Genomic DNA, 23,452 nt, shown 5'->3' with positions numbered 1-23,452 from the left:
CCGGCGACGGGCCCCTCGCCATGCCCAGCTCGAAGTACATGAAGGACCCCTTCCTTGCGCCTAGGTACAGGAAGGGGTCCTTCATGTACTCAGGACCGCGTGAAGGGCCCCTTCACGCGCTCAAGTTGCGACCGCCGGTGCCACCGAGATTTCCCGAGCCAGCAGAAAGCCCCGACCGAAGCAACCCACGTGACCGGACCGATCACGCACCACCGTGTGGATTTCTGGTCATCCAACGCACCAAAATCCACACAGTCCGCTCACCTCCGCGTCACACGGCTCGCCGCGCGTAACCGTCCAATTCGGACCGGGTGAACGAAAGCTCCCCCGCGTCCAAGGCTCCGCAATCCAGCCCGCGCAACAGGAAGTTCGCCAGAGCCTGCGCCGTCGCCGGTTCGTCCAGTACCCCGCGCCCGGTCTGGTCCGCGTAGTCCCGCAACCGGCCCAGTGCCGCCGGGAAACCCTCGCGGAAGAACGCGTAGGTGGCGGCGAACCGGGTCGGCAGCTGGTGCGGATGCAGATCCCAGCCCTGATAGAAACCCCGCTCCAGCGAGCGTCGCACCAGCCGCAGATGCTCGCGCCAGGCGGGGAGGATCGCGTCGCCGACGGGCAGCTTGTTCGTCGAGCCGTCCGAGAGCCGGACGCCGGTCCCCGCGGCCGAGACCTGCATGAGCTGCTTGGCGAAATCGGCGGCCGGATGCTCCATGCTCTGGTACTCGGCGCTGATCCCGAGTCCGGCGCTGTAGTCGTAGGTCCCGTAGTGCAGGCCCGAACAGCGGCCGCGCGCGGCTTCGATGATCCGCGGCACCGCGACCGACCCATCGAGGTCCACAATGGACTGAGCGGTCTCGATCTGGACTTCGAACCGCAGCGTGCCGTCGGGCAGGCCGTACGCGGATTCGAGGCGCTCCAAGATATCCGCCGCCACTTCGACCTGCTCGACAGCGGTCACCTTCGGCAGCGTGACGACGAAACCGTCCGGTAGCGGCCCGCTTTCCAGCAATCCGGCCAGGAAGAGGTCGAGCGTGCGGATGCCGCGGCGGCGGGTCGCCTGCTCGAAGCTCTTGAACCGGATGCCGACGAACGGCGTCCCGCCCGTGACGGCGAGGGTCCGCCCCGCGGCGAGCGCGGTGGCGTCCTCCTCGTCGTCGCCCGGCCTGCCGAGGCCGTCCTCGAAGTCGATCCGCAGATCCTCGATCGGCTCGGTCAGGAGTTTGGTCCGGACCCGGTCGGCGATGTCCGCGTCCAGGTTCAGCTGATCGGCGTGCTCGCCGAAGACCCGCAGGGCCTGCTTGCCCCAGTCCGCCACGAGCCGCGTCTTGTACTGCGACGCCGGCACGTACACGGTGTGCACGGGCTGGCGGCCGGGCGGCTCACCGGGATATTTGGCCGCGACGCGCGCATCGGCCTCGGCCAGACGCGCGTCAGCGGCGATGTAAACGTCCTCGGTGAGCCGCCCGTTCCCCATCTGTCTACTTGATCCGTTCGTAGGCGGGCAGGGTCAGGAAGTCCGGGAACTCGTCGGCGAGCGCGACCTGCTCGAACAACTCGACGGCGGGCTCCAGCAGCTCCGGCTTGATCTCAGCGGCGAGTTCGCCGCGGACCTCGGCCAGCACGCCTCGCACCAGCTCCTCGGTGACCTTGTCGCCGGTGTCGAGCTGGGTGCCGTTGCGCACCCACTGCCACACCTGCGAACGCGAGATCTCCGCGGTCGCCGCGTCCTCCATCAGGTTGTGGATGGCCGCCGCGCCGTTGCCGCCCAGCCAGGAGGCGATGTAGCGGATGCCGACGTCGACGGCGGCACGCAGCCCGGCCGCGGTGGCGCCACCCGGCGTCGAAGCCGCGTCGAGCAGCTGGTCGGCGGTGACGGACACCTCGTCGCGGGTGCGGTCGAGCTGGTTCGGCTTGTCGCCGAGGACCTTGTCGAACTCCTCGCGGCAGATGTCCACCATGCCGGGGTGCGCGACCCAGGAACCGTCGAAGCCGTCGCCCGCTTCACGGCTCTTGTCGGCGCGAACCTTGTCGAGCGCGGCCGCGGTGACCTCCGGGTCCTTGCGGTTCGGGATGAACGCGGCCATGCCGCCGATCGCGAACGCGCCCCGCTTGTGGCAGGTGCGCACCAGCAGTTCGGTGTACGCGCGCATGAACGGCGCGGTCATGGTGACCGAGTTGCGGTCCGGCAGCACGAACTTCTCGCCCGCGTCGCGGAAGTACTTGATGACGCTGAACAGGTAGTCCCAGCGGCCGGCGTTCAGGCCGGAGGCGTGCTCGCGCAGTTCGTAGAGGATCTCCTCCATCTCGAACGCGGCCGGGATGGTCTCGATCAGCACGGTCGCGCGGACGGTGCCGTGTTCGATGCCGAGCGTCTTCTCCGCGTGGGTGAAGACGTCGTTCCAGAGCCGCGCTTCGAGGTGGCTCTCCATCTTCGGCAGGTAGAAGTACGGGCCCTTGCCGCGGTTGAGCAGCTCCTGCGCGTTGTGGAAGAAGTACAGGCCGAAGTCGACCAGCGCGCCGACGGCCTGGCGTCCGCCGAAGGACAGGCCACGCTCGTCGAGGTGCCAGCCGCGCGGGCGGACGACGATGGTCGCGCGCCCTGTGCCCGACACGTCGTCCTTCAGCGAGTAGCTCTTGCCGCCGCTTTCCAGCGTGATGGTCTCGCGGACCGCGTCGTACAGGTTGACCTGGCCGGAGACGACGTTCGCCCAGTGCGGCGTGTTGGCGTCCTCGAGGTCGGCGAGCCAGACCTTGGCGCCGGAGTTCAGCGCGTTGATGGTCATCTTGCGGTCGGTCGGACCGGTGATCTCGACGCGGCGGTCGCGCAGCGCGGGCGGGGCCTCGGCCACCTTCCAGTCGCCCTCGCGGATCTCCTTGGTCTCGGGCAGGAAATCGAGTTTGCCGGTGGTCCTGGCCTCCTCGCGGCGCTTGCCCCTGGCCTGCAGCAGCTCGTCGCGGCGGGCGGCGAAGGCCTCGTGCAGGCCGGCGAGGAAGGCGAGTGCCTCCGGCGTGAGGATTTCGTCCCCGCGCTCGACCGGATCGCCGAGCACCTGAGCTTCAGACATGAGTAACACCCCGAGTTCGGATAAAGATAACGTCCCTACGGTTTTACATGACGGACTATAGTTTCTGCATAGCGGAACATCAACGCAGACGTAAGGAGTACCACGGTGGCAGCGGAGAAGAACGGGCGCGACGGTGGCGTCCAGTCCCTTCAGCGGGCCTTCGAGCTCCTCGAGCATCTCGCGGACACCGGCGGCGAGGCCAGCCTTTCGGAGCTGGCGACGCTGTCCGGGCTGCCGATGCCGACCATCCACCGGCTGATCAGGACGCTGGTGGACCTGGGCTACGTCCGGCAGAACACCAACCGCCGGTACGCGCTGGGCGCCCGGCTCATCCGGCTGGGTGAAAACGCCAGCATGCAGTTCGGCTCGTGGGCCCGGCCGCTGCTCGCGGAACTCGTCGACGAGGTCGGCGAGACCGCGAACCTCGCCGTCCTGGAGCGCGACGAGGTCGTCTACGTCGCCCAGGTGCCCTCGAAGCACTCGATGCGGATGTTCACCGAGGTCGGACGGCGTCTCCTGCCGCACGGCACCGGCGTCGGGAAGGCGATGCTCGCGCATCTGCCGTCCGACGACGTCACGGCGCTGCTCGCCAGGACCGGCATGCCCTCCTACACCGAGCACACCTTCACCGACCAGGACGCGCTCCTGCGTGAGCTGGCGAAAATCGCCCAGCAGGGTTACGCGCTCGACGAAGCGGAGCAGGAACTGGGCGTCCGTTGCGTGGCCGTCGCGGTCCCGGGCGCGCCGGTGCCGGCGGCGGTTTCGGTGTCCGGGCCTTCGGGGCGGCTCACGATGGAGGCCGTCGAGCGGATCGCGCCGGTCGTCCAGCGGATCGCGAACTCGCTCGGCTCGACCCTTTCGCGGGACGGGGTCACCGTTTGAGCCTGGTCTCCAAACCGTCGAGCATCCTTTCCAGCCCGTAGCGGAACTTCTCGTCGCGAAGCCGCTCCGGGTCGGCCTCCGCGTCGTTCCGCACGAGCATCTCCCGTTGGCGCGGGTGATCCCGTGCCGCTTCCTCGACGGCGGGACGCAGTCGCTGCGCCCACTCTCGCTCGCTCTGGCCGCTCTTCGCGACCGTCGTGAGCCATGCCGCCTCGGTCGTCCCCATGCCGATGACGTACGAGATCACCGCGCTGATCGCCTGATCCGCCTCGTCGCCGGGGAAGCCCGCGGCCACGAAGACGGCCAGCAGCCGCTCGTTGAGCCGCATGACGTTCGGCCCGAGGTACGACAGGCCGACCGAGCCGAGCAGTGAAGCGACCCACGGGTGCCGCAGGATCATCGCGCGGACGCTCTGCGCCCCGACGACGGCCGCCTCCCGCCACCGAGCCGGATCCTCACCGTCCGGCACGGTGATCTCGCCGTAGACCTCGTCGACGACCAGCTCGATCAGCTCGTCGCGGTTCGCCACGTGCCGGTAAAGCGAGGTCGCGCCCGCGTTCAGCGCGGTGCCGAGCCTGCGCATGCTCAGCGCGTCGACGCCTTCGACATCCAGGAGCCGGACGGCCTCGGCCACGATCTGCGCCTGACTCAGCGCGGGTTGATCCCGCTTCCGGCGAGGACGGGTCCACACCGACTGGATCGGCTGTTCATCCACTGACATGCCGCCACCTTAGCGCACGACGTGCCCCCTTGCGTACGCCGTTTCGTTATGCGTACAGTGTGCGCAACAACGGAACAACGTACGCACACTCTTCTGGGGGTATCCCGATGAACGCATCACCCGCACGCGATCCACGCCGCTGGTGGATCCTGATCGTGCTGTGCCTGAGCACGCTCGTGCTGGTCGTGGACAACATGGTGCTGACGGTCGCCGTGCCGCCGCTGGCCGAAGACCTCGGGGCGAGCGCCCAGGACACGCAGTGGATCCTGGACTCCTACATCCTCGTGTTCGCCGGCCTGCTGCTCACCTCGGGAAGCCTCGGGGACCGGTTCGGGCGCCGGAAGGTGATGCTCATCGGGCTCGTCCTGTTCGGGGCGGCCTCACTCGTCGCCGCGTTCGCCGCGAACCCGCTCGAACTGATCGTGTCGCGTGCGGTGATGGGTGTCGGCGGCGCGTTGATCATGCCGAGCACCCTGTCGATCCTGATCACCGTCTTCGACGACGAGGAGCGCCGCAAGGCGATGGCGGCGTGGAGCGCGGTCGCGATGCTCGGCATGATCGGCGGCCCGGTGCTGGGCGGTGTGCTGATCGCGTGGTTCTGGTGGGGCGCGGTGTTCCTGATCAACGTGCCGATCGTCGTCATCGCGGTGATCGCCGCGCTCACGCTGATGCCGGAGTCCAAGGGTCCGTGGCAGAAGCCGGACCCGCTCGGCGCGATCCTTTCCGCCGTCGGCATGACGGCGCTGGTCTGGACGATCATCGAACTGCCCAAGCACGGCATCACCGAGGCCGGAACCCTCGTCCCGCTGACGATCGCGGTGGTGAGCCTGATCGGCTTCCTGCTCTGGGAGCGGCACACGCCGTCGCCGATGGTCCCGCTCAAGCTGTTCCGCAAGCGCAACTTCAGTGGCGGCAGCCTGTCGCTCACGCTGGTGCAGATCGGCAACGGCGGGCTGCTGCTGCTCCTGACCCAGTACCTGCAGTTCGTGCTCGGCTACACACCGACTCAGGCGGGCCTCGCCTTCATCCCGATGGCCGTCGCGTCGCTGCTCTGCAACACCCTCGGCGCCACGCTGGGCCAGAAGATCGGCAACCGCGCGCTGGCCACCGCCGGGATGACCGTGATGGCCGCCGGATTCGGCATGCTCGCGACGCTGTCGGCGAACGAGGGGTTCCTGCTGCCGGCGGCCGCGCTCTTCCTGCTCGGCGCGGGCGGCGGGCTGGCGATGCCGGCGGCGATCGCGGCGCTGATGGGCGAGGTCCCGGAGGAGCAGGCGGGGGTCGGCTCCGCACTCAACGACACCATCCAGCAACTGGGCGCGGCGCTCGGCATCGCGATCCTGGGCAGCGTCGTGGCCGGCCTGTTCACCGCGCAGATGCCCGAGTCCGCCCCCGCGCAGGCGCGGCTTTCGATCGGTGACGCCTTCGCCACCGGTGACGGCGGGCTCATCACCGCGGCCCGTGAGTCGTTCACCTCGGCGATGTCGACGACGTTCCTCGTGAGTGCCGTGGGCGTGCTGGCCGCGGCGGTGGTCGCGTTCCTGGTGATGCGGGACAAGAAGCCCGCCCCGGTTTCGACCGACGAGAACGTCCCTGTCACGGCCTGACGCGCGCTATGAAAGGTCCTTTCCTTGCAAATTTTGCAAGGAAAGGACCTTTCATAGCATTGACTAGTTGCTGAGCAGGGCCTCGACGAACGCGCCCGGCTCGAACGGCGCCAGGTCGTCCGGCCCTTCGCCGAGGCCGACCAGCTTGACCGGCACGCCGAGTTCGCGCTGCACCTGGAAGACGATGCCGCCCTTCGCCGTGCCGTCCAGCTTGGTGAGCACGATGCCGGTGACGTCGATGACCTCCGAGAACACACGGGCCTGCATCAGCCCGTTCTGCCCGGTGGTGGCGTCGAGCACCAGCAGCACCTCGTCGACCTTCGCCTGCTTCTCGACGACTCGCTTGACCTTGCCCAGCTCGTCCATCAGGCCGGTCTTGGTGTGCAGACGGCCGGCGGTGTCGACCAGGACCGCGTCCACACCCGCTTCGATGCCGCGTTTGACGGCGTCGAACGCGACCGCCGCCGGGTCCGCGCCTTCCTTACCGCGGACGACCTCCGCGCCGACGCGCTCGGCCCACGTCTGCAACTGGTCCGCCGCGGCGGCACGGAAGGTGTCGGCCGCGCCGAGCACCACGGTGCTCCCCTGCGCGACGAGCACGCGGGCGAGCTTGCCGGTGGTGGTGGTCTTGCCGGTGCCGTTGACGCCGGCGACCAGCACGACGGCGGGCTGCTTCACGCCGTCGACGGTGTGCGGCAGCGCGCGGACGGCCCGGACCGCGTCGGTCGACAGGGCTGCGGTCAGCACCTCCTGCAACACCGTGCGCGCTTCCTCGGAGGTCCGCACGGCGCGGCGCTTCAGCTCCTCACGGAGACGCTCGACGATCTCGGTGGTCGTCGCGGCACCCAGGTCCGCCATGAGCAGTGTGTCTTCGACGTCCTGCCAGGAGTCCTCGTCGAGGTCACCGGCGCCCAGCAGGCCGAGCAGGCTCTGCCCGAACATCGAACGGGACTTGCCGAGCCTGCCGCGCAGCCGCTCCAGCCGTCCGGTGGCCGGGGCGATCTCGTCGGCGGGGGCGGGAGCGGGCGCCGCTTCCTCGGCCGGTTCGGGAAGTTCGATGTCGCGCACCGTGCGCTGCGCGGAATCCCTCGGCACCGACGCGTCGTCCCCGACAGCGGGCTGGCCGTCGGTCTCCGGGCGATCCTCGACGGGGTGCTCGGGTTCCTCGGCTTCTTCGGTCTTCTCGCCGCCGGGGGCGAGCGCGATCCCGCCTGTCGCGGTATAGCCGCCGCCCTTCGGCTTCTCGACGACATCGGCAGCCTTGGACTCGTCCAGGCTGATCCGGCGGCGGCGCGCGATGAACAGCCCGGCCACCAGAACGGCGACCAGGACCACGACGGCAACGACAACGATCCAGAACCAGGGGGTACTCGACACGGCGCCATCCTCGCATCCGCATACCGTCACGTTCAGACGCCCCACGGGAAGCGAGCCGATCTTGTCAAGCACCCACTGGATAGGACTCATTTCGGACAAGAAGAAACGGTGTCGCTTGCGCGGCCTCCGGATCGAGGGCTAGACCACTCCGAATGACGGTTTTCTCCGGCTCTGGGGTCCGGGTGATCGGACTCATCTCCGGCACGTCGATCGACGGGATCGACGTGGCGGCCGCCGAACTGCGCGCCGACGGGGACACTGTGGTGCTCTCCCCGCTCGGCAGGCTCGAAGTCCCGTATCCCGAAACGCTCCGCGACGCCTTGCTCGACGCTCTGCCGCCGAATCCCTGCAGCGCCGAACAGCTCACGAAACTCGACACCCTGGTGGGCCAGGCCTTCGGTGAGGCGGCCGCCCGCGGCGTCGAGGAACTGGCAGGTGGCACCGCGGACGTCGTCGCCGCGCTGGGCCAGACGGTGTTCCACTGGGTCGAGGACGGCACTGCCCGCGGCACGCTGCAACTGGGGAATCCGGCGTGGATCGCCGAGCGCACCGGACTGCCGGTGGTGGCCGACCTGCGCGTCCGCGACGTCGCCGCCGGCGGGCACGGCGCGCCGCTCGCCAGCACGCTGGACGCGCTGTGGTTACGGGAAATGGCCGCCTCCGGCCCGGTCGCGGCGCTGAACATCGGCGGGATCGCGAATATCACCGTGGTGCCTGCGGACGGTGCCGTGCTGGCCTACGACACCGGACCCGGCAACGCGCTGATGGACATCGCCGCGCACCGCGTCACGGGGCTGCGTGCCGACATCGACGGAGCGCTCGCCCTGCGCGGGAACGTCCGGCCCGACCTGCTGGCGAAGCTCCTGCTCGACCCGTACTACGCGGCCGCGCCGCCGAAGTCCACCGGCAAGGAGCTGTTCCACGGCGCGTATCTCGACGCGGCGCTCGACGGGCTTCCGCCGGTCGACGCGGAAGACCTCCTGGCGACGCTGACCGAACTGACCGCGGTGACGATCGCCGCGGAATGCCGTCGCCACTCCATCGCCACGGTGATCGTCTCCGGCGGCGGCGCCGACAACCCGGCGCTGATGGCCTCGCTCACCAGGAACCTGCCGGGTGCGGCGCTGAAGACCAGCGACGACCACGGGCTGCCACGCGCGGGCAAAGAGGCATACCTGACCATTCTGCTGGGCTGGCTGACCTGGTCCGGTGTGCCAGGGAACCTCCCGTCGGCGACCGGTGCCCGCGGCGACCGGCTGCTCGGCAGCATCACCCCGGGCGCGGGGCCCCTGCGACTCCCCGCCCCGCACAGCTCAACCGTGACCCGGCTACGGGTAGCGGCGACGACCGGCGAGCGATAGGAGATACGGATGCGCGCACTTGACCTCGCGATCATCGGGCTTTTTCTGGTCGGCATGCCCTTGCTGGGCGTCTGGATCGGCGGCAAACAGAAATCCGGCTCCGACTACTTCGTCGGCGAAGGCAAGATCTCCTGGTGGGTGGCCTGCCTCTCGGTGGTCTCCGCGGAGACGTCCACCCTCACCGTGCTCTCCGTGCCGACGGTGGCCTACATCGCCACCCCCGGTGACGGCGGGATGACCTACCTGGCACTGGCGATCGGGTACATCGCCGGCCGGATCGTGGTGTCGATGGTGCTGTTGCCGCGCTACGTGGCGGGCAACCTGGTCACCGCCTACGCCTTCCTCGGCAAACGCTTCGGCGGCGGGTTGCAGGGCACCGCGTCGGTGACGTTCCTGCTCACCCGCACGCTGGCCGACGGCATCCGGTTGTTCGCCACCGCGATCCCGATCAAGGTGGTGATGGCGGCCTACGGCCTGAACGTCTCGTACTGGACCATCGTGATCGGCCTCGGCATCGCGATGGTGCTCTACAGCTTCTTCGGCGGGGTCCGCGCGGTCGTCTGGGTCGACGCGATCCAGATGCTCTGGTACGTCCTCGGCGCGGTCGTGGTGATCTGGGCGATCTCCAGCAGGCTGCCGGACGGCTGGTTCGACAAGGCCGTCGACGCCAACAAGTTCCAGATCTTCGACTTCTCCTCGAACATGCTCACCGGGCAGTACGCGTTCTTCACCGCGTTGATCGGTGGCGCCGTGCTCTCGATGGCTTCGCACGGCTCGGACCAGTTGATCGTGCAGCGCCTCCAGTCCACCAACGATCTGCGTGCGGCGCGGAAGGCCTTGGTCGCCAGCGGTTTCGTCGTGTTCATCCAGTTCGCGCTGTTCCTGTTCATCGGCGTGCTGCTGTGGGCGCTCTACAACGGCCTGGCCCCGACGAAGCCGAAGCCGGAAGGCCTCGGGCTGGCCAACAAGGACGAACTGTTCGCGAACTTCATCGTGAACGACCTGCCGAGCGGCCTTTCCGGCTTCGTGATCGCCGGAATCCTCGCCGCCGCACTGAGTTCCTCACTCGGCGCGCTGGCCTCCTCGACAGTGACCGATGTCTACGAACGGGTGATCGGCAGGCAGCTGCCGGAAGCCGACCGGCTGAAGCACGGCCGGATCTGGACGATCGTCTGGGCGGGCGCGCTGATCCTGTGCGCGGGCTTCTTCGCCTCCTCCAACAAGACCTCGGCCGACCCGATCGTGGTGCAGGCGCTCGGCATCACCGGCTACACCTACGGAGCGCTCCTCGGCGCTTTCCTGCTGGGCCTGCTGTTCAAGCGGGCGAGGCAGGCGGACGCGATCGTGGCGTTCGTGTCGACGGTGATCGTGATGGCGTTCCTCATCCTCGGGGTCAAATTCAACAAACCGGACGGCAGCCTGATCGGCGTCGACTTCAGCAAGTCTTCGGGGAACACGGTGGCGCTGGCTTGGCCCTGGTACACGCTGTGCGGTGTGGTGATCACGCTCGTGGTGGGCGGGTTGCTGTCGCTGCGGCACGGGAGTGTCGACCCGCTGGCAGAGCCGGACGTGAAGGAGTCGACGCCGGTTTAGCCCCTCCCCCGAACGCTATGAAAGGTCCTTTCCTTGCAAAATTTGCAAGGAAAGGACCTTTCATAGCGCGCGCTAAGCGGAAACCGGCTCGTCTTCGGCGGTACGCAGCCGCTGCGAGATCACCTTCGTGATGCCGTCGCCCTGCATCGAAACGCCGTACAGCGCGTCGGCGATCTCCATGGTCGGCTTCTGGTGGGTGATGATGATCAGCTGCGAAGAGTCCCGCAGCTGCTCCAGCAGCCCGATCAGCCGTCGCATGTTGGTGTCGTCGAGCGCGGCCTCGACCTCGTCCATGACGTAGAAGGGCGAAGGCCGGGCGCGGAAGATCGCCACCAGCATGCCGACGGCGACGAGCGACTTCTCGCCACCGGAGAGCAGTGAGAGCCGCTTGACCTTCTTGCCCGGCGGCCGCGCTTCGACGTCGACGCCGGTGGAAAGCAGGTCGTTGGGCTGCGTGAGCACCATGCGCCCCTCTCCGCCCGGGAACAGCACGCTGAACACGGTCTCGAACTCGCGCGCGACGTCCTCGTACGCCGACGCGAAGACCTCGAGGATCTTCTCGTCGACCTGCTTGATGACGGCTTCAAGGTCCTTGCGGGTGTCCTTGAGGTCTTCGAGCTGGGTCGAGAGGAACTTGTACCGCTCCTCCAGCGCCGCGAACTCCTCCAGCGCCAGCGGGTTGACCTTGCCCAGAAGGCTCAGGTCCTTCTCCGCGCGCTTCGCCCGGCGGGCCTGGGTGTCGCGGTCGAACGGTATGGGCGGCGGCGGGGTGACGTCCTCGCCGCGTTCCTTGGCGGCCTCGTACTCGGCCATCTCGCCCGCGCTCGGCGGCACGGGGACGTCCGGGCCGTACTCGGTGACGAGGTCCTCGAGGCCGATGCCGAAGTCCTCGGCGATCTTGGTTTCGAGCTGTTCCAGCCGCAACCGCTGCTCGGCGCGCAGCACCTCGTCGCGGTGGACGGCGTCGGTGAGCTTCTCCAGTTCGCCGGTCAGCTCGCGGACCTTGCTGCGGACCTGGGTCAGCGCGGTCTCCCGCGACTGCCGCTGCGCCTGCGCCTCGTCCCGTTCGTGGGCGGCGCGCTGCACGGAGACCTCGATGCGCTCCAACGCGATCTCGCCGCCGTTGACCACCGCGTTGGCGATCTCGGCGCCGCGTTTCCTTGCGGCCCTGGACTTTTCGGCGCGTTCGCGTGCCTGACGCTCGGCATGCGCGGCCCGGCGGAGCGATTCGGCCTTGCCCTGGATGCTCCGCGCGCGTTCCTCGGCGGTGCGCAGCGCGAGCCGGGATTCCATCTCCTCCTGGCGGACCGTGCCGAGGTCTTCGGCGGCCTGGTCGCGCTCGGCGGTGTCCGGATCCTCGTCGACTTCCTGGTCGGCGACGGCGGCCAGCCGCTCTTCGAGTTCGGCGAGTTGCCGCAGCGCCTCTTCGCGGCTCTGCTCGACCTTGGCGCGCTGGTTGCTCAGCCGGTCCATTTCGGCCTGGGCGGCACGCGCGGCCTGCTCCATCCGGTTCAAGCGCTCGGACGAGCGGGCCTTGCGGACCTTCGCGTCCCCGAGCGCTTCCTTTGCCCTGCCGACCTCTTCGCGCCGGGCGGCCTGCCCCGCGCGGGCGCCTTCGAGTTCCGCGGCGGTGCGTTCCAGCGCGCGCTCGGCGGCGTTCAGCCGATCGCCTGCCTCGTCGACCGCGGCCTGCACCTCGATGACGCTCTCGCTGCGCGCCGAACCGCCGACCGCCCAGCGGGCCCCGAAAACGTCGCCCTCCGGCGTGACCGTGCTGACCTCGGGATGGACCTCGACGAGACGGCGCGCGGATTCCAGACCGTCCACAATGGCCACCCGGTCGAGCGCGTGCTCGACGGCCGAGCGCAACGCGGGCGGCGCCGTGACGACTTCACGGGCCCAGCGCGCGCCCTCGGGCAGCGACGGCCACGAACTGGTGTCCACAGTGGACTCCAGGGCACCGAGCAGGATACCCGCGCGGCCGGAGTCGTTGTCCTTCAAGAACTTCAGCGCGGCGAGCGCGTCTTCGCCGCCGTTGACCGCGACCGCGTCGGCGACCGGGCCGAGCGCGGCGGCCAGCGCGACCTCGTGGCCCGCTTCGACGGTGAGCAGCGCGGCCACCGAACCGAGCAGGCCCGGCAGTTCGTGTTGCGCGCCGAGCAGCGCGCCGGCGCCGTCTTTGCGCCGCAAGCCCATCGAGAGCGCCTCGACGCGAGCCTTCTCCGACGCGATCTCGCGTTCGGCGGTCCGCTCGGCCTTGACCAGCTCCTCGACCCGCGCCTTGGCGGCGTTGTTGGCCTCCACCGCGCGGTCGTGATGGGCCTGGAGGTCGGAGTCGTCGGATTCCTCGACCCCGCCCGCGGCCTTGGCCTCTTCGAGTTCCTCGACGGCGATCTCCGCCCGCTCGGCGGCCTCTTCGAGTGACACGGTGAGCCGGTCGATCTCGTCGGAGGTCGCGCCGTTCTTGCTGCGCAACGCCTCGACCTGGCCGGAGAGCTTCGCGAGCCCCTCCCGGCGGTCGGCGATCGCGCGGACCGCAGCCATATGCGCCCGCTCGGCGGCCTGGACGAGATGTTCGAGCTGCTCACGCCGCTGGACGGTCTCCGAAAGCAGCATGCGAGCCTCGGCGACGGCCTCGTTGAGCTCCTGCTCCCGCTCGGCGACCTGCTCCGCCTCGGCGAGCAGCTCGTCGGGGTCGCGGCCGGTGCTCGCCTGCTGCACGTCGGACGACAGATGCCGCTGACGCTCCAGCGCGAGCCGCACGGTGCCGCGCAACCGCTCCGTCAACGCCGACAGTTTGTACCAAGTCTCCTGTGCGGCTGCCAGCTTCGGCGCGTCCTCGGCGAGCGACGCTTCGAGCTCGGCCTCCTCCGCGGCGACGATCTCCAGCGCCTGCTCGACCTCGGCGCGCCGCTGGCGGGCGACGCGCTCGTCGGCCTCTTCCTTGGCGATGCCTTCGCGCTGGGAGACCAGGTCGTGGGCGAACAACCGCAGCCGCGCGTCGCGCAGTTCGGACTGCACCCACTGTGCCTTGCGGGCGATCTCGGCCTGCTTGCCCAGCGGTTTGAGCTGGCGGCGGAGTTCGGTGGTGAGGTCGCCGAGGCGGTCGAGGTTGCCCTGCATGTTCGCGAGCTTGCGCAGGGTCTGTTCCTTGCGCTTGCGGTGCTTGAGGACGCCGGCGGCCTCTTCGATGAAGGCGCGGCGCTCCTCGGGTTTGGATTCGAGGATCGCCGAAAGCTGACCCTGCCCGACGATGACGTGCATCTCGCGGCCGATACCGGAGTCCGACAGCAGTTCCTGCACGTCCATCAGGCGGCAGCGGTCGCCGTTGATCTCGTATTCGCTCGCGCCGTCACGGAACATCCGCCGGGTGATCGACACCTCGGAGTATTCGATGGGCAGCGCGCCGTCGGCGTTGTCGATGGTCAGGGTGACCTCGGCGCGCCCGAGCGGGGCACGGCCGGCGGTCCCGGCGAAGATGACGTCCTCCATCTTGCCGCCGCGCAGATCCTTCGCGCCCTGGGTGCCCATGACCCAGCGGAGCGCGTCGAGGACGTTCGACTTGCCGGAGCCGTTCGGTCCGACCACACAGGTGATGCCCGGCTCGAAACGCAACGTCGTCGCCGAGGCGAAGGACTTGAAGCCCTTGAGCGTCAGGCTCTTCAGGTGCACGTCGTGCTGACCCCTCTGGCTGCGGGAACCGGTCTTTCAATCGACCCAGGCTACCTGTGTGCTCACGGTGATCGTGGGACGCGGGGCCTCAGCGCTCCACGAACCCGCGAAGCCCGCCCTTCGCGGGTGACCACCGCTCGACGACCTGATCCACACTTCCGGGTGATTCCCCGGAGCGCAAAGCCGTCAAAAGCCGCTCACAGTGTTCGCGAACACCCTCCGCTATCACCTCGACACGCCCGTCGGCCAGATTGGCCGCACTGCCTGCCAACCCCAGCTCAAGCGCTCTGCTGCGGGTCCACCAGCGGAAACCGACACCCTGCACGCGACCGTGCACCCACGCCGTCAGCCTGATGTGCGTTACTTCTTCACTCACGTTCCCCATCGTGCACCATGCGGATGAACGCGGAGGGTGAACACGACGTTCGCTGTGGTTCGCAGACGGTTGAGCAGCGGTGATAATCTCCGCGCCGGGTCCCCACTTGGGCTACCTCGCCCGGGTAGCCGCACTCCCCGAAGTCCCCCATCCGAGGAGCCAGCACATGCCCCGTCCCGACGGGTCTGATTCGAGCGCACGCGTGTCCGTGGCACCCCCGCGCGGCGCCACCGGCAAGCTCAACCGAGCCGGCTACGCCGTACTCGGCGTCAGCGGCCTCGTGGTGGCGACGGCCTTCGCCGCGATCGCCGAACTCGCGGGTCCCGGCGTCTCCACCACCGCGGGCGGCACCGGCGTCCCCGGCGGCGGACAGGGCATCGCCCCCGCCGGCGTGCAGGTGGTTCCTGGCAACGCCGTCCCCGGCGGCCCGATGACCGTCAGCGGCTCGCCGATCCCCGGCGCGCCCTCCAGCTCGACGGCGCCGCCGACCACGGTGACCTCGGTCGGCCCGGACGGCAAGGAGACGACGAGCGTCGTCACGCCGCCTCCGCCGGTCGTGCCGCCGAATCCGGGTGGTGGTGAGCCGACGCGTACGGTCCTGCCGCCGTCGTCGACCCCGAAGCCCACTCCGCCGACCACGACCACGCCGACGAAGACGACCCCTCCGACCACGACACCCCCGTCGGAGACCACGTCCACCACCACGGGTGGCGGCTCCAGCTCCAGCGGCGCCCCCAGCGAGTCGACTCCGGGCCGGTCCAGCACCTCCGGCACCGACACCTCCACGAGCAGCGCCCAGTAAGCCTTTGGTCCGTGAAGGCCTCCTTGCCTACCTTGATGGTAGGGAAGGAGGCCTTCACTACTTTGCGGTGTGTGCTGGGCGGCAGGCCTCAGCGAGGGTTGCGAAAGCCACTTTCGCAACACGCTTCCCTCCCCACGTGCCATGAAAGGTCCTTTCCTTGCAAATTTCGCAAGGAAAGGACCTTTCATGGCGTCCCGCGGGTTCGTGGCGGCCGAGTGCACCGGATGTCACACTTCGAAGCGGTATCCCATCCCCGGTTCCGTCAGCAGGTGCCGCGGCCGCGAGGGTTCCGGTTCCAGCTTCCGCCGCAGCTGCGCCAGGTACACCCGCAGGTAGTGCGACTCGGTCTCATACGTCGGTCCCCACACCTCGTGCAGCAGCTGTTTCTGCGCCACCAGACGGCCGCGGTTGCGCACCAGCAGTTCCAGCACGCCCCATTCGGTCTTGGTGAGGTGCACTTCCTTGCCGTCCCGGCGCACCTTCTTCGCCGCCAGGTCGATGCGGAAGGATCCCGTGTCCACCACCGCGTCCGCACCGTCCACACCGGACGACGCCGATCGGCGCACGGCGGCCCGGAGCCGCGCCAGCAGTTCGTCCATGCCGAAGGGTTTGGTGACGTAGTCGTCGGCGCCGGCGTCGAGGGCCTCGACCTTGTCGGCCGAGTCGCCGCGCGCGGACAGCACGATGATCGGCACGGTCGTCCAGCCGCGCAGGCCCGCGATCACCTCGGTGCCGTCGAGGTCGGGCAGGCCGAGGTCGAGGACGACGACGTCGGGTTTGGTCTCGGCGACGGCCTTCAGCGCGGCCGTCCCGTCGTGCGCGGTGATCACCTTGTAGCCGCGGGCGGACAGGTTGATCCGCAGGGCTCGCACGATCTGCGGTTCGTCGTCGACGACCAGGACGGTCGCCGACGCGGTGTCTGCGCTCATCGCACTCGCTCCTCCTCTTCGTTCTCCAGGCCCTCGTCGTCGAACGCGAGGAGGCTCTTTTCCGGATCCTGACCAACATAGGCGGGCAGCGAGATGACGACGGTGAGTCCGCCGCCGGGCGTGTCCTCCGCCCGGATCCGCCCGCCCATCGCCTCGGTGAACCCCTTGGCGACCGACAGTCCCAGTCCCACGCCGGGCACGGTGTCCCGGTCTCCCCCGAGCCGCTGGAACGGCGCGAACGCCGAGTCCGCGGTGCCTTTCTTCAGCCCGCGCCCGTGGTCGACGATGCGCAGTTCGACGTGTTCCGAATGCGTGCTGGCGCGGGCCGACACCGGCTCGCCCGAAGCACCGTGCCGCAGGGCGTTGTCGATCACGTTCGCCACGACCCGTTCCAGCAGGCCGGGATCGGCGCAGACCGACGGCAGCCGCGAGTCGATCGCGACGACGACCGAGGCCGAGTTGTCCACATTGGACAGGGCGTGCGAAACGACCTCGTCGTAGCCGACCGGGCGCAGGTGCGGGCGCACCGCGCCGGTCGCCAGCCGGGATGAGTCGAGCAGGTTGTCGATCAGCCCGGCCAGCCGGTCCGCCGATTCCTCGATCGCTTCGAGCAGTTCGTCGGTGTCCTCTTCGGACAGTGAGATGTCGGTCGCGCGCAGGCTTCCGCTGGCCGCTTTGATGGACGTCAGCGGGGTCCGGAGGTCGTGTCCCACGGCCGACAGGAGGGCCGTGCGCAGTTCGGTCGCCTCGGCCTTGCGTTCGGCCCGGATGGCCGCCTTCGCCGTCCGCTGCTGCCGCAGGGCGAGCAGTGCCTGCCCGGCGACTGCTTCCAGCACTCCCCGGTCCGACGCGGGCAGTGCGCGGCCCCGCAGCGTCAGGTGGACGTCGGCGGTCACCGCGATGTCGGCGTCGGCCTGATCAGGATCGGCACAGGGATCCGAACCCGCGCTCGCCACGCGCTTCCACTTCTTGTCCCGCTTCTCCAGCAGGGTCACCGAAGTCAGACCGAAGTTCTCTCGGACCTTCTCCAGCAGCCGCTCGATCGGGTTGGTGTGGGTGAGCACTGTCCGCGCGTACGAGGCGAGCAGCGCGGCCTCGGTCCGCGCTCGGGCGGCCTGTGTCGCGCGCCGGGCCGCCGTGTCGACGACCGCCGCGACGAGGACCGCCACCAGCACCATCGCGACCAGCGTGATCACGTTCCGCGGTTCGTGGACGGTCAGGGTGTACAGCGGCCGGGTGAAGAAGAAGTTCAGCAGACCGGCCGAGAACACCGCCGCGAGCAGCGCGGGCCCGAGCCCGCCCGCGAGCGCGACCAGTACCGTCGCCAGCATGTAGACGACCACGTCGGTCGAAAAATCGAGTTGCTCCTCCAGCACGACGCCGAGCAACGTCGCCAAGACGGGCAGGATGCCGGCGAGCACCCAGCCCGCCAGCCGCCGCGAGGAAGGAAGCGGGCTCCGGTTGAACCGGGCACGCAGCCGTCCGCCCGCTTCGTCGTGCGTGACCATGTGGACGTCGATCGGGCCGGACCGCTGGACCACGGCCGCACCGATGCCCTCGTCGAACAACCGCGCCACGCGTGACCGCCGCGAGGTCCCGACCACCAGCTGGGTCGCGTTCACCCCGCGCGCGAAGTCGAGCAGCGCCGTCGGCACGTCATCGCCGACGACGGTGTGGAAGGTCGCGCCGACCTCTTCGGCCAGCTTCCGGTACTTGCCGACCGCCGTCGGCCCCATCCCGGCGAGCCCGTCGCCGCGCAGGATGTGCAGCACCTGCAGTTCGGCGCCCGCCCGGTTCGCGATCCGGCTCGCGCGGCGGATCAGCGTCTCGCTCTCCGGTCCCCCGGTGATGGACACGACCACCCGTTCGCGTGCTTCCCACGTGTCGGTGATCTTCTGCTCGGCCCGGTACCGCTGCAGCGCCACGTCGACCTGGTCGGCGACCCACAGCAGCGCGAGCTCCCGCAGCGCGGTGAGGTTGCCGGGCCGGAAATAGTTGCCCAGCGCCGCGTCGATCCGCTCGGCCGGGTAGACGTTGCCGTGCGCCAGGCGCCGCCGCAACGCCTCGGGCGTGATGTCGACCAGCTCCAGCTGCTCGGCCCGCCGCACGACCTCGTCGGGCACCGTCTCCTGCTGGGTGACGCCGGTAATCCGCTCGACGACGTCGTTGAGGCTCTGCAGATGCTGCACGTTGACCGTGGAGAGCACGTCGATCCCGGCGGCGAGCAGTTCGTCGATGTCCTGCCAGCGCTTTTCGTTGCGCGATCCCGGCACGTTGGTGTGCGCGAGTTCGTCGACCACGGCGACCTCGGGGGCGCGGGCGAGCAGCGCGTCGAGGTCCATCTCCTCGAACTCGTGGTCCCGGTGCGCGGACCGGCGGCGCGGCACCGTCTCGAGCCCGTCGACGAGCTCCGCGGTCTTCTTCCGCCCGTGCGTCTCGACCAGGCCGATGACCACGTCGGTGCCCCGGTCGAGGCGGCGTCGCGCCTCGCCGAGCATCGCGAAGGTCTTCCCGACGCCAGGGGCCGCGCCGAGGTAGATCCTCAGCTCTCCCCGGCGCGGCTTGGTCGTGTTCTCGTCCACGTCTGTCAGTGTGCTCCTCCGGCCGCGTCGCGCACGGCCAAGTTGACCTTCAGCACATTGACGCCCGGCACACCGATCCCCGCACCGCTCGTGTTGTCGGCCACGAGCTGCCGGACCTTCTCCTCGGACAGGCCCGTGTTCCTGGCCACTCGCGGGATCTGGAGGTCGGCGTAGGCGACGCTGATCGCCGGATCCATCCCGGAGCTCGACGCCGTCACCGCGTCGGCGGGCACCCGCGACTCCTGGACACCCTCACGGGCGGCGATGAGCTTCTTGCGTTCGCCGATCACGGCGACCAGGTCCTCGTTGTGCGGGCCTTTGTTCGACGCGCCGGACGACGACGGGTCGCCGGGGCCGAGGGCGTCCTTCGAGCCCGCGGACGGGCGGTTGTGGAACCACGGATCCTTGGCCGGGTCGGCCGCGACCGGGTCGATGCCGATCAGCGAGGACCCGACGGCCTGCCCGTCCTGGGCGACGATCGAGCCTTCCGCGTTGCCTTCGAGGCCGGGGATCCTGGAGACCGCCCAGACACCGAGCGGGTAGACCACACCCAGCAGGACCGTGAAGACGAGCAGGACACGCAGCCCGGCGAGGGTCTGCTTCAGCAGTGCGTTCATGAGTTACCCGATTCCAGGGATGAGACGGACGAGCAGGTCGATCAGCCAGATCCCGAGGAACGGGCTGACGATGCCGCCGAGGCCGTAGACCAGCAGGTTCCGCCGCAGCAACGCCGAAGCCGACGACGGTTTGAACCGGACACCGCGCAGGGCGAGCGGGATCAGCCCGACGATGATCAGGGCGTTGAAGATGACCGCCGAGAGGATCGCCGACTTCGGTGTCGCCAGCTGCATGACGTTGAGCGCGCCGAGCTGGGCGAAGATGCCGGTGAACATCGCGGGCAGGATGGCGAAGTACTTCGCGAGGTCGTTGGCGACGCTGAAGGTGGTCAGCGCGCCGCGGGTGATCAGCAGCTGCTTGCCGATCTCGACGATCTCGATCAGCTTCGTCGGGTCGGAGTCGAGGTCCACCATGTTCCCCGCCTCCTTGGCGGCGGAGGTCCCGGTGTTCATCGCGACGCCGACGTCGGACTGCGCCAGCGCCGGGGCGTCGTTGGTGCCGTCGCCGGTCATCGCGACCAGCCGCCCGCCCTCCTGCTCCTTCTTGATCAGCGCCATCTTGTCTTCGGGTTTGGCTTCGGCGAGGTAGTCGTCGACGCCCGCGTCCTTGGCGATGGCCTTGGCGGTGAGCGGGTTGTCGCCGGTGATCATGACGGTCTTGATCCCCATCGCGCGGAGCTGGACGAACCGCTCCTTCATCCCCGGTTTGACCACATCGGACAGCCGGATCACGCCGCGTACGAACGCTTTCGCGCCGTCGTACTCCGCGACCACCAGCGGGGTCCCGCCCTGCTGGCTGATCTCGTCGACGACGCGTTCGGTCTCGTCCGGCATGTCGCCGCCGCGTTCGCGGACCCACTCCCGCACGGCGGCGGTGGCGCCCTTGCGGACCTGCCGTTCACCGACGTCGATGCCGCTCATCCGGGTCTGCGCGGTGAATTCGACGAAGTCCGCGAGTTTCTCGTCGTCGGACGCGGTCTCCGCGAGCCCGTGTTCCCGCGCGACGAGCTCGACGATGCTGCGACCTTCGGGCGTGCCGTCGGCGAGGCTCGACAACCGGGCGGCCTTGGCGATGTCGTCCATAGTGGACTGTCCGACCGGGATCAGCTCGGTGGCCTTGCGGTTGCCGAAGGTGATCGTGCCCGTCTTGTCCAGCAGCAGCGTCGAGACGTCGCCGGCGGCTTCCACCGCGCGACCGCTCGTCGCGAGGACGTTGCGCTGCACCAGCCGGTCCATCCCGGCGATGCCGATCGCGGACAGCAGCGCGCCGATCGTCGTCGGGATCAGGCAGACCAGCAGCGCGGTCAGCACGATCACGGACTGCTGGCTGCCGGAGTAGCCCGCCATCGGCTGCAGCGCCACGACGGCGAGCAGGAAGATGATCGTCAGCGTCGAGAGCAGGATCGTCAGCGCGATCTCGTTCGGCGTCTTCTGCCGGGAAGCGCCCTCCACCAAGGCGATCATGCGGTCCACAAAGGACTCGCCGGGTTTGGTGGTGATCTTCACGACGACGCGGTCCGAGAGCACCGTGGTGCCGCCGGTGACCGCGCACCGGTCGCCGCCCGATTCGCGGATGACCGGGGCCGACTCGCCGGTGATGGCCGATTCGTCGACGGTCGCGATGCCCTCGACGACGTCGCCGTCGCCCGGGATGACCTGTCCGGCCTCGACGACCACGAGGTCACCGACGCGCAGGTCGGCACCCGGCACGGCTTCCTCGTCACCGTCCTCGGTGAGGCGGCGGGCGACGGTCTCCTTCTTGCTGCGCCGCAGGGTTTCCGCCTGCGCCTTGCCCCGGCCCTCCGCGACGGCCTCGGCGAGGTTCGCGAACAGGACGGTGAACCACAGCCAGATCGCGATGAGGATGGTGAACACGCTCGGGTCGGTGATCGCGAAGACCGTGGTCAGCGCCGAGCCGATCCACACCACGAACATGACCGGGTTGGCGAGCTGGTGCTTGGGATTCAGCTTGCGCAGCGCCTCCGGCAGCGACGTCAGCAACTGACGGGGGCTGAAGATCCCGGCACCGACGCGGCCCGTGTTCTCCACGTGGTGCTGCGTTATCTCCTCGGGAGTGCGTTCTTGAGTCATGGTCATGCGAGTGCCTCTGCGATGGGCCCGAGCGCGAGCGCCGGGATGAAGGTGAGGGCCGCGACGAGCACGATCGTGCCCGCGAGCATCGTGCCGAAGAGCGGTCCGGTGGTGGGCAGCGTGCCGGCGGTCTCCGGGACCTTCCGTTGCGAGGCAAGGGATCCGGCCAGGCACAGGACAGCGAGGATCGGGATGAACCGGCCGAGCAGCATCGCCACGCCGAGGGAGGACTGGAACCAGTCGTTGGTGACGGTGATCCCGGCGAACGCGCTGCCGTTGTTGTTGCCCGCCGACGCGTAGGCGTAAAGCACCTCGGAAAGCCCATGGGCGCCCGGGTTGTTCAAGGCGGCCAGGTTGCCGGGGTTCATCAGCGCGATCCCGGAACCGAGCAAGACCACCGTCGGCATGGCGAGCATCGAGACCGCCGCGCAGGTGACCTCGCGTTTGCCGAGCTTCTTCCCCAGGTACTCCGGTGTCCGGCCGACCATCAGCCCGGCGAGGAACATCGCGATCACGGCCATCACGAGGATGCCGTAGAGACCGGTGCCCACCCCGCCCGGCGAGATCTCGCCCAGCAGCATGTTCAGCAGCACTCCGCCGCCGCCGAGGCCGCTGTAGCTGTCGTGCATGCTGTTGACCGCACCGGTGGACGTGCCGGTGGTGGCGTTGGCGAACAGCGAGCTCAGGCCGATGCCGAACCGCTGTTCCTTGCCCTCCATGTTCGCCCCGGCGGCCAGCGACGCCGGCCCGCTCGCGTGGGCTTCGGACAGCCAGGTCACCGTGAGCATCGCGGTGAAGAGCCCGGCCATCACCGAAAGCAGGACATAACCCTGCCGCGTGTTGCCGACGAGCTTGCCGAACGTCCTGGTGAGCGAGACCGGGATGACCAGGATCAGGAAGATCTCGATCAGGTTGGTCCAGGCGTTCGGGTTCTCGAACGGGTGGGAGGAGTTGGCGTTGAAGATGCCGCCTCCGTTGGTGCCGAGTTCCTTGATGGCTTCCTGGCTCGCGGCCGGCGCGAGCGCGATCTTGCTCGTGCTGCCGTCCGGGTTGAGGACGTCGACGCCGCTCTTGAGGCTCTGGACGACGCCGAGCGCGATCAGCGCGATCGCCGCCACGAACGCGATCGGCAGCAGGATCCGGATCGTGCCGCGCGTCAGGTCCACCCAGAAGTTGCCGAGACGGTCGGTCTTCGAGCGGACGAAGCCGCGGACCACCGCGACGGCGACCGCGATCCCGACGGCCGCGGACAGGAAGTTCTGCACGGTCAGGCCGGCCATCTGCACGAAGTGACCCATGGTCGCTTCGGGGCTGTAGGACTGCCAGTTCGTGTTGGTCACGAAGCTGACGGCGGTGTTGAAGGCGACCGCCGGCGAGACCGGTTCCTTGCCGAGGCTCCACGGCAGGATCGCCTGAAGCCGCTGAAGCAGGTACAGGAAAACGACGGAGACGAACGAGAAGCCGATCACTGCGGACGCGTAGGTCTTCCAGTGCTGTTCCGATCCGGGGTTCACCCGGAAGAGGCGGTACAGGCCGCGTTCGGCCTTGGTGTGCTTCTCGGTCGAGAAGACGCGCGCCATGTAGTCGCCCAGTGGCCGGTAGACCACGGCGAGCGCGACGAGTAAGAGGCCGGCCTGCAGGAGGCCGGCCGCGGTGTCTGACATCAGAATTTCTCCGGCCTGACCAGTGCGATGAACAAATAGACGATCAGCCCCAGCGCCAGCAGTCCGCCGACGACGTTGGCCACGGCTCCCGTGCCGGTCACAGCTTTTCCAGACCGCGC

Annotated in this window: 17 protein-coding genes; 4 read left to right on the top strand and 13 right to left on the bottom strand. The window is 69.1% G+C overall.

The features are described 5' to 3' along the window. Positions 1-271: 271 nt before the first annotated feature. Positions 272-1,468: a DUF6986 family protein gene (locus ACLJO0_RS20695; protein WP_410580107.1), complete on the bottom strand. Its 1,197-nt coding sequence runs from the start codon at positions 1,466-1,468 to the stop codon at positions 272-274. Positions 1,469-1,472: 4 nt separating this feature from the next. Further along, positions 1,473-3,059, bottom strand: coding sequence for a malate synthase A (gene aceB / locus ACLJO0_RS20690; protein ID WP_410580106.1), 1,587 nt, complete (start codon positions 3,057-3,059; stop codon positions 1,473-1,475). 105 nt (positions 3,060-3,164) lie between these two features. Between aceB and ACLJO0_RS20685 the strand changes: the two genes are divergently transcribed. Continuing rightward, positions 3,165-3,941: an IclR family transcriptional regulator gene (locus ACLJO0_RS20685; protein ID WP_125786550.1), complete on the top strand. Its 777-nt coding sequence runs from the start codon at positions 3,165-3,167 to the stop codon at positions 3,939-3,941. Here ACLJO0_RS20685 and ACLJO0_RS20680 read toward each other — a convergent pair. Continuing rightward, complete coding sequence (locus tag ACLJO0_RS20680) at positions 3,931-4,662, bottom strand: TetR/AcrR family transcriptional regulator (protein WP_410580105.1); 732 nt, start codon at positions 4,660-4,662, stop codon at positions 3,931-3,933. The two genes, ACLJO0_RS20685 and ACLJO0_RS20680, sit on opposite strands and share 11 nt — an antisense overlap. 107 nt (positions 4,663-4,769) lie before the next feature. Here ACLJO0_RS20680 and ACLJO0_RS20675 point away from each other — a divergent pair, with 107 nt between their 5' ends. Further along, on the top strand, positions 4,770-6,269 hold the full coding sequence (locus tag ACLJO0_RS20675) for an MFS transporter (RefSeq protein ID WP_410580104.1): 1,500 nt from the start codon (positions 4,770-4,772) through the stop codon (positions 6,267-6,269). 63 nt (positions 6,270-6,332) lie between these two features. On the opposite strand, the gene ftsY is transcribed toward ACLJO0_RS20675, so the two are convergent. After that, the gene (gene ftsY, locus ACLJO0_RS20670; protein ID WP_410580103.1) at positions 6,333-7,646 is read right to left on the bottom strand and encodes a signal recognition particle-docking protein FtsY; all 1,314 of its coding nucleotides are present in this window, start codon (positions 7,644-7,646) and stop codon (positions 6,333-6,335) included. Positions 7,647-7,798: 152 nt separating this feature from the next. On the opposite strand from ftsY, the gene ACLJO0_RS20665 reads away from it, so the two are divergent. Together ACLJO0_RS20665 and ACLJO0_RS20660 are read left to right on the top strand one after the other, a co-directional pair. Beyond that, entirely contained in the window at positions 7,799-9,007 is a 1,209-nt protein-coding gene (locus ACLJO0_RS20665; protein WP_410580102.1) for an anhydro-N-acetylmuramic acid kinase, read from the top strand. 9 nt (positions 9,008-9,016) lie between these two features. Then, the gene (locus ACLJO0_RS20660) at positions 9,017-10,600 is read left to right on the top strand and encodes a sodium:solute symporter (protein ID WP_396566860.1); all 1,584 of its coding nucleotides are present in this window, start codon (positions 9,017-9,019) and stop codon (positions 10,598-10,600) included. A 72-nt stretch (positions 10,601-10,672) separates the two neighbouring features. On the opposite strand, the gene smc is transcribed toward ACLJO0_RS20660, so the two are convergent. The 9 genes from smc to kdpF all read right to left on the bottom strand — a co-directional run bounded on the left by smc (position 10,673) and on the right by kdpF (position 23,434). Next, on the bottom strand, positions 10,673-14,272 hold the full coding sequence (gene smc / locus ACLJO0_RS20655) for a chromosome segregation protein SMC (protein WP_410580101.1): 3,600 nt from the start codon (positions 14,270-14,272) through the stop codon (positions 10,673-10,675). A gap of 88 nt (positions 14,273-14,360) precedes the next feature. Beyond that, positions 14,361-14,657 carry an acylphosphatase gene (locus tag ACLJO0_RS20650; RefSeq protein ID WP_410580100.1) on the bottom strand — a complete coding sequence of 99 codons (297 nt, stop codon included), beginning with the start codon at positions 14,655-14,657 and terminating at the stop codon, positions 14,361-14,363. 243 nt (positions 14,658-14,900) lie between these two features. Next, a complete protein-coding gene (locus ACLJO0_RS20645) occupies positions 14,901-15,422 on the bottom strand; it encodes a hypothetical protein (protein ID WP_410580099.1) in 522 nt (173 codons plus the stop codon). 255 nt (positions 15,423-15,677) lie between these two features. Beyond that, positions 15,678-16,379: a response regulator gene (locus ACLJO0_RS20640; protein WP_410580098.1), complete on the bottom strand. Its 702-nt coding sequence runs from the start codon at positions 16,377-16,379 to the stop codon at positions 15,678-15,680. Continuing rightward, positions 16,376-18,961, bottom strand: a complete 2,586-nt coding sequence (locus ACLJO0_RS20635) for a DUF4118 domain-containing protein (RefSeq protein ID WP_410580097.1) — start codon at positions 18,959-18,961, stop codon at positions 16,376-16,378. Before ACLJO0_RS20635 ends, ACLJO0_RS20640 begins: the two co-directional genes overlap by 4 nt. Positions 18,962-18,966: 5 nt before the next feature. Then, on the bottom strand, positions 18,967-19,578 hold the full coding sequence (locus ACLJO0_RS20630) for a potassium-transporting ATPase subunit C (RefSeq protein WP_410580096.1): 612 nt from the start codon (positions 19,576-19,578) through the stop codon (positions 18,967-18,969). A 3-nt stretch (positions 19,579-19,581) separates the two neighbouring features. Further along, positions 19,582-21,675, bottom strand: coding sequence for a potassium-transporting ATPase subunit KdpB (kdpB, locus tag ACLJO0_RS20625; RefSeq protein WP_410580095.1), 2,094 nt, complete (start codon positions 21,673-21,675; stop codon positions 19,582-19,584). Next, positions 21,672-23,333, bottom strand: a complete 1,662-nt coding sequence (gene kdpA / locus ACLJO0_RS20620; RefSeq protein WP_410580094.1) for a potassium-transporting ATPase subunit KdpA — start codon at positions 23,331-23,333, stop codon at positions 21,672-21,674. The genes kdpB and kdpA overlap by 4 nt, the downstream gene beginning before the upstream one ends. After that, positions 23,333-23,434 (bottom strand): K(+)-transporting ATPase subunit F, encoded by a 102-nt coding sequence (gene kdpF, locus ACLJO0_RS20615; protein WP_007031325.1) that lies wholly within the window; start codon positions 23,432-23,434, stop codon positions 23,333-23,335. The genes kdpA and kdpF overlap by 1 nt, the downstream gene beginning before the upstream one ends. Positions 23,435-23,452 lie beyond the last annotated feature (18 nt).

The organism is Amycolatopsis sp. lyj-108, from assembly GCF_046549005.1.
GTDB lineage: Bacteria > Actinomycetota > Actinomycetes > Mycobacteriales > Pseudonocardiaceae > Amycolatopsis.
Note: the sequence above shows the minus strand (reverse complement) of the source record. Positions and strands in the feature narration are given on the sequence as shown.

What these genes read in the sequence shown, in the direction of transcription:
- ACLJO0_RS20650 (WP_410580100.1), bottom strand. Translation starts at nt 14,657, where the DNA reads ATGGGGAACGTGAGTGAAGAAGTAACGCACATCAGGCTGACGGCGTGG.
- ACLJO0_RS20695 (WP_410580107.1), bottom strand. Translation starts at nt 1,468, where the DNA reads ATGGGGAACGGGCGGCTCACCGAGGACGTTTACATCGCCGCTGACGCG.
- kdpA (WP_410580094.1), bottom strand. Translation starts at nt 23,333, where the DNA reads ATGTCAGACACCGCGGCCGGCCTCCTGCAGGCCGGCCTCTTACTCGTC.
- ACLJO0_RS20640 (WP_410580098.1), bottom strand. Translation starts at nt 16,379, where the DNA reads ATGAGCGCAGACACCGCGTCGGCGACCGTCCTGGTCGTCGACGACGAA.
- ACLJO0_RS20665 (WP_410580102.1), top strand. Translation starts at nt 7,799, where the DNA reads ATGACGGTTTTCTCCGGCTCTGGGGTCCGGGTGATCGGACTCATCTCC.
- ACLJO0_RS20630 (WP_410580096.1), bottom strand. Translation starts at nt 19,578, where the DNA reads ATGAACGCACTGCTGAAGCAGACCCTCGCCGGGCTGCGTGTCCTGCTC.
- aceB (WP_410580106.1), bottom strand. Translation starts at nt 3,059, where the DNA reads ATGTCTGAAGCTCAGGTGCTCGGCGATCCGGTCGAGCGCGGGGACGAA.
- ACLJO0_RS20660 (WP_396566860.1), top strand. Translation starts at nt 9,017, where the DNA reads ATGCGCGCACTTGACCTCGCGATCATCGGGCTTTTTCTGGTCGGCATG.
- kdpB (WP_410580095.1), bottom strand. Translation starts at nt 21,675, where the DNA reads ATGACCATGACTCAAGAACGCACTCCCGAGGAGATAACGCAGCACCAC.
- ACLJO0_RS20675 (WP_410580104.1), top strand. Translation starts at nt 4,770, where the DNA reads ATGAACGCATCACCCGCACGCGATCCACGCCGCTGGTGGATCCTGATC.
- ACLJO0_RS20680 (WP_410580105.1), bottom strand. Translation starts at nt 4,662, where the DNA reads ATGTCAGTGGATGAACAGCCGATCCAGTCGGTGTGGACCCGTCCTCGC.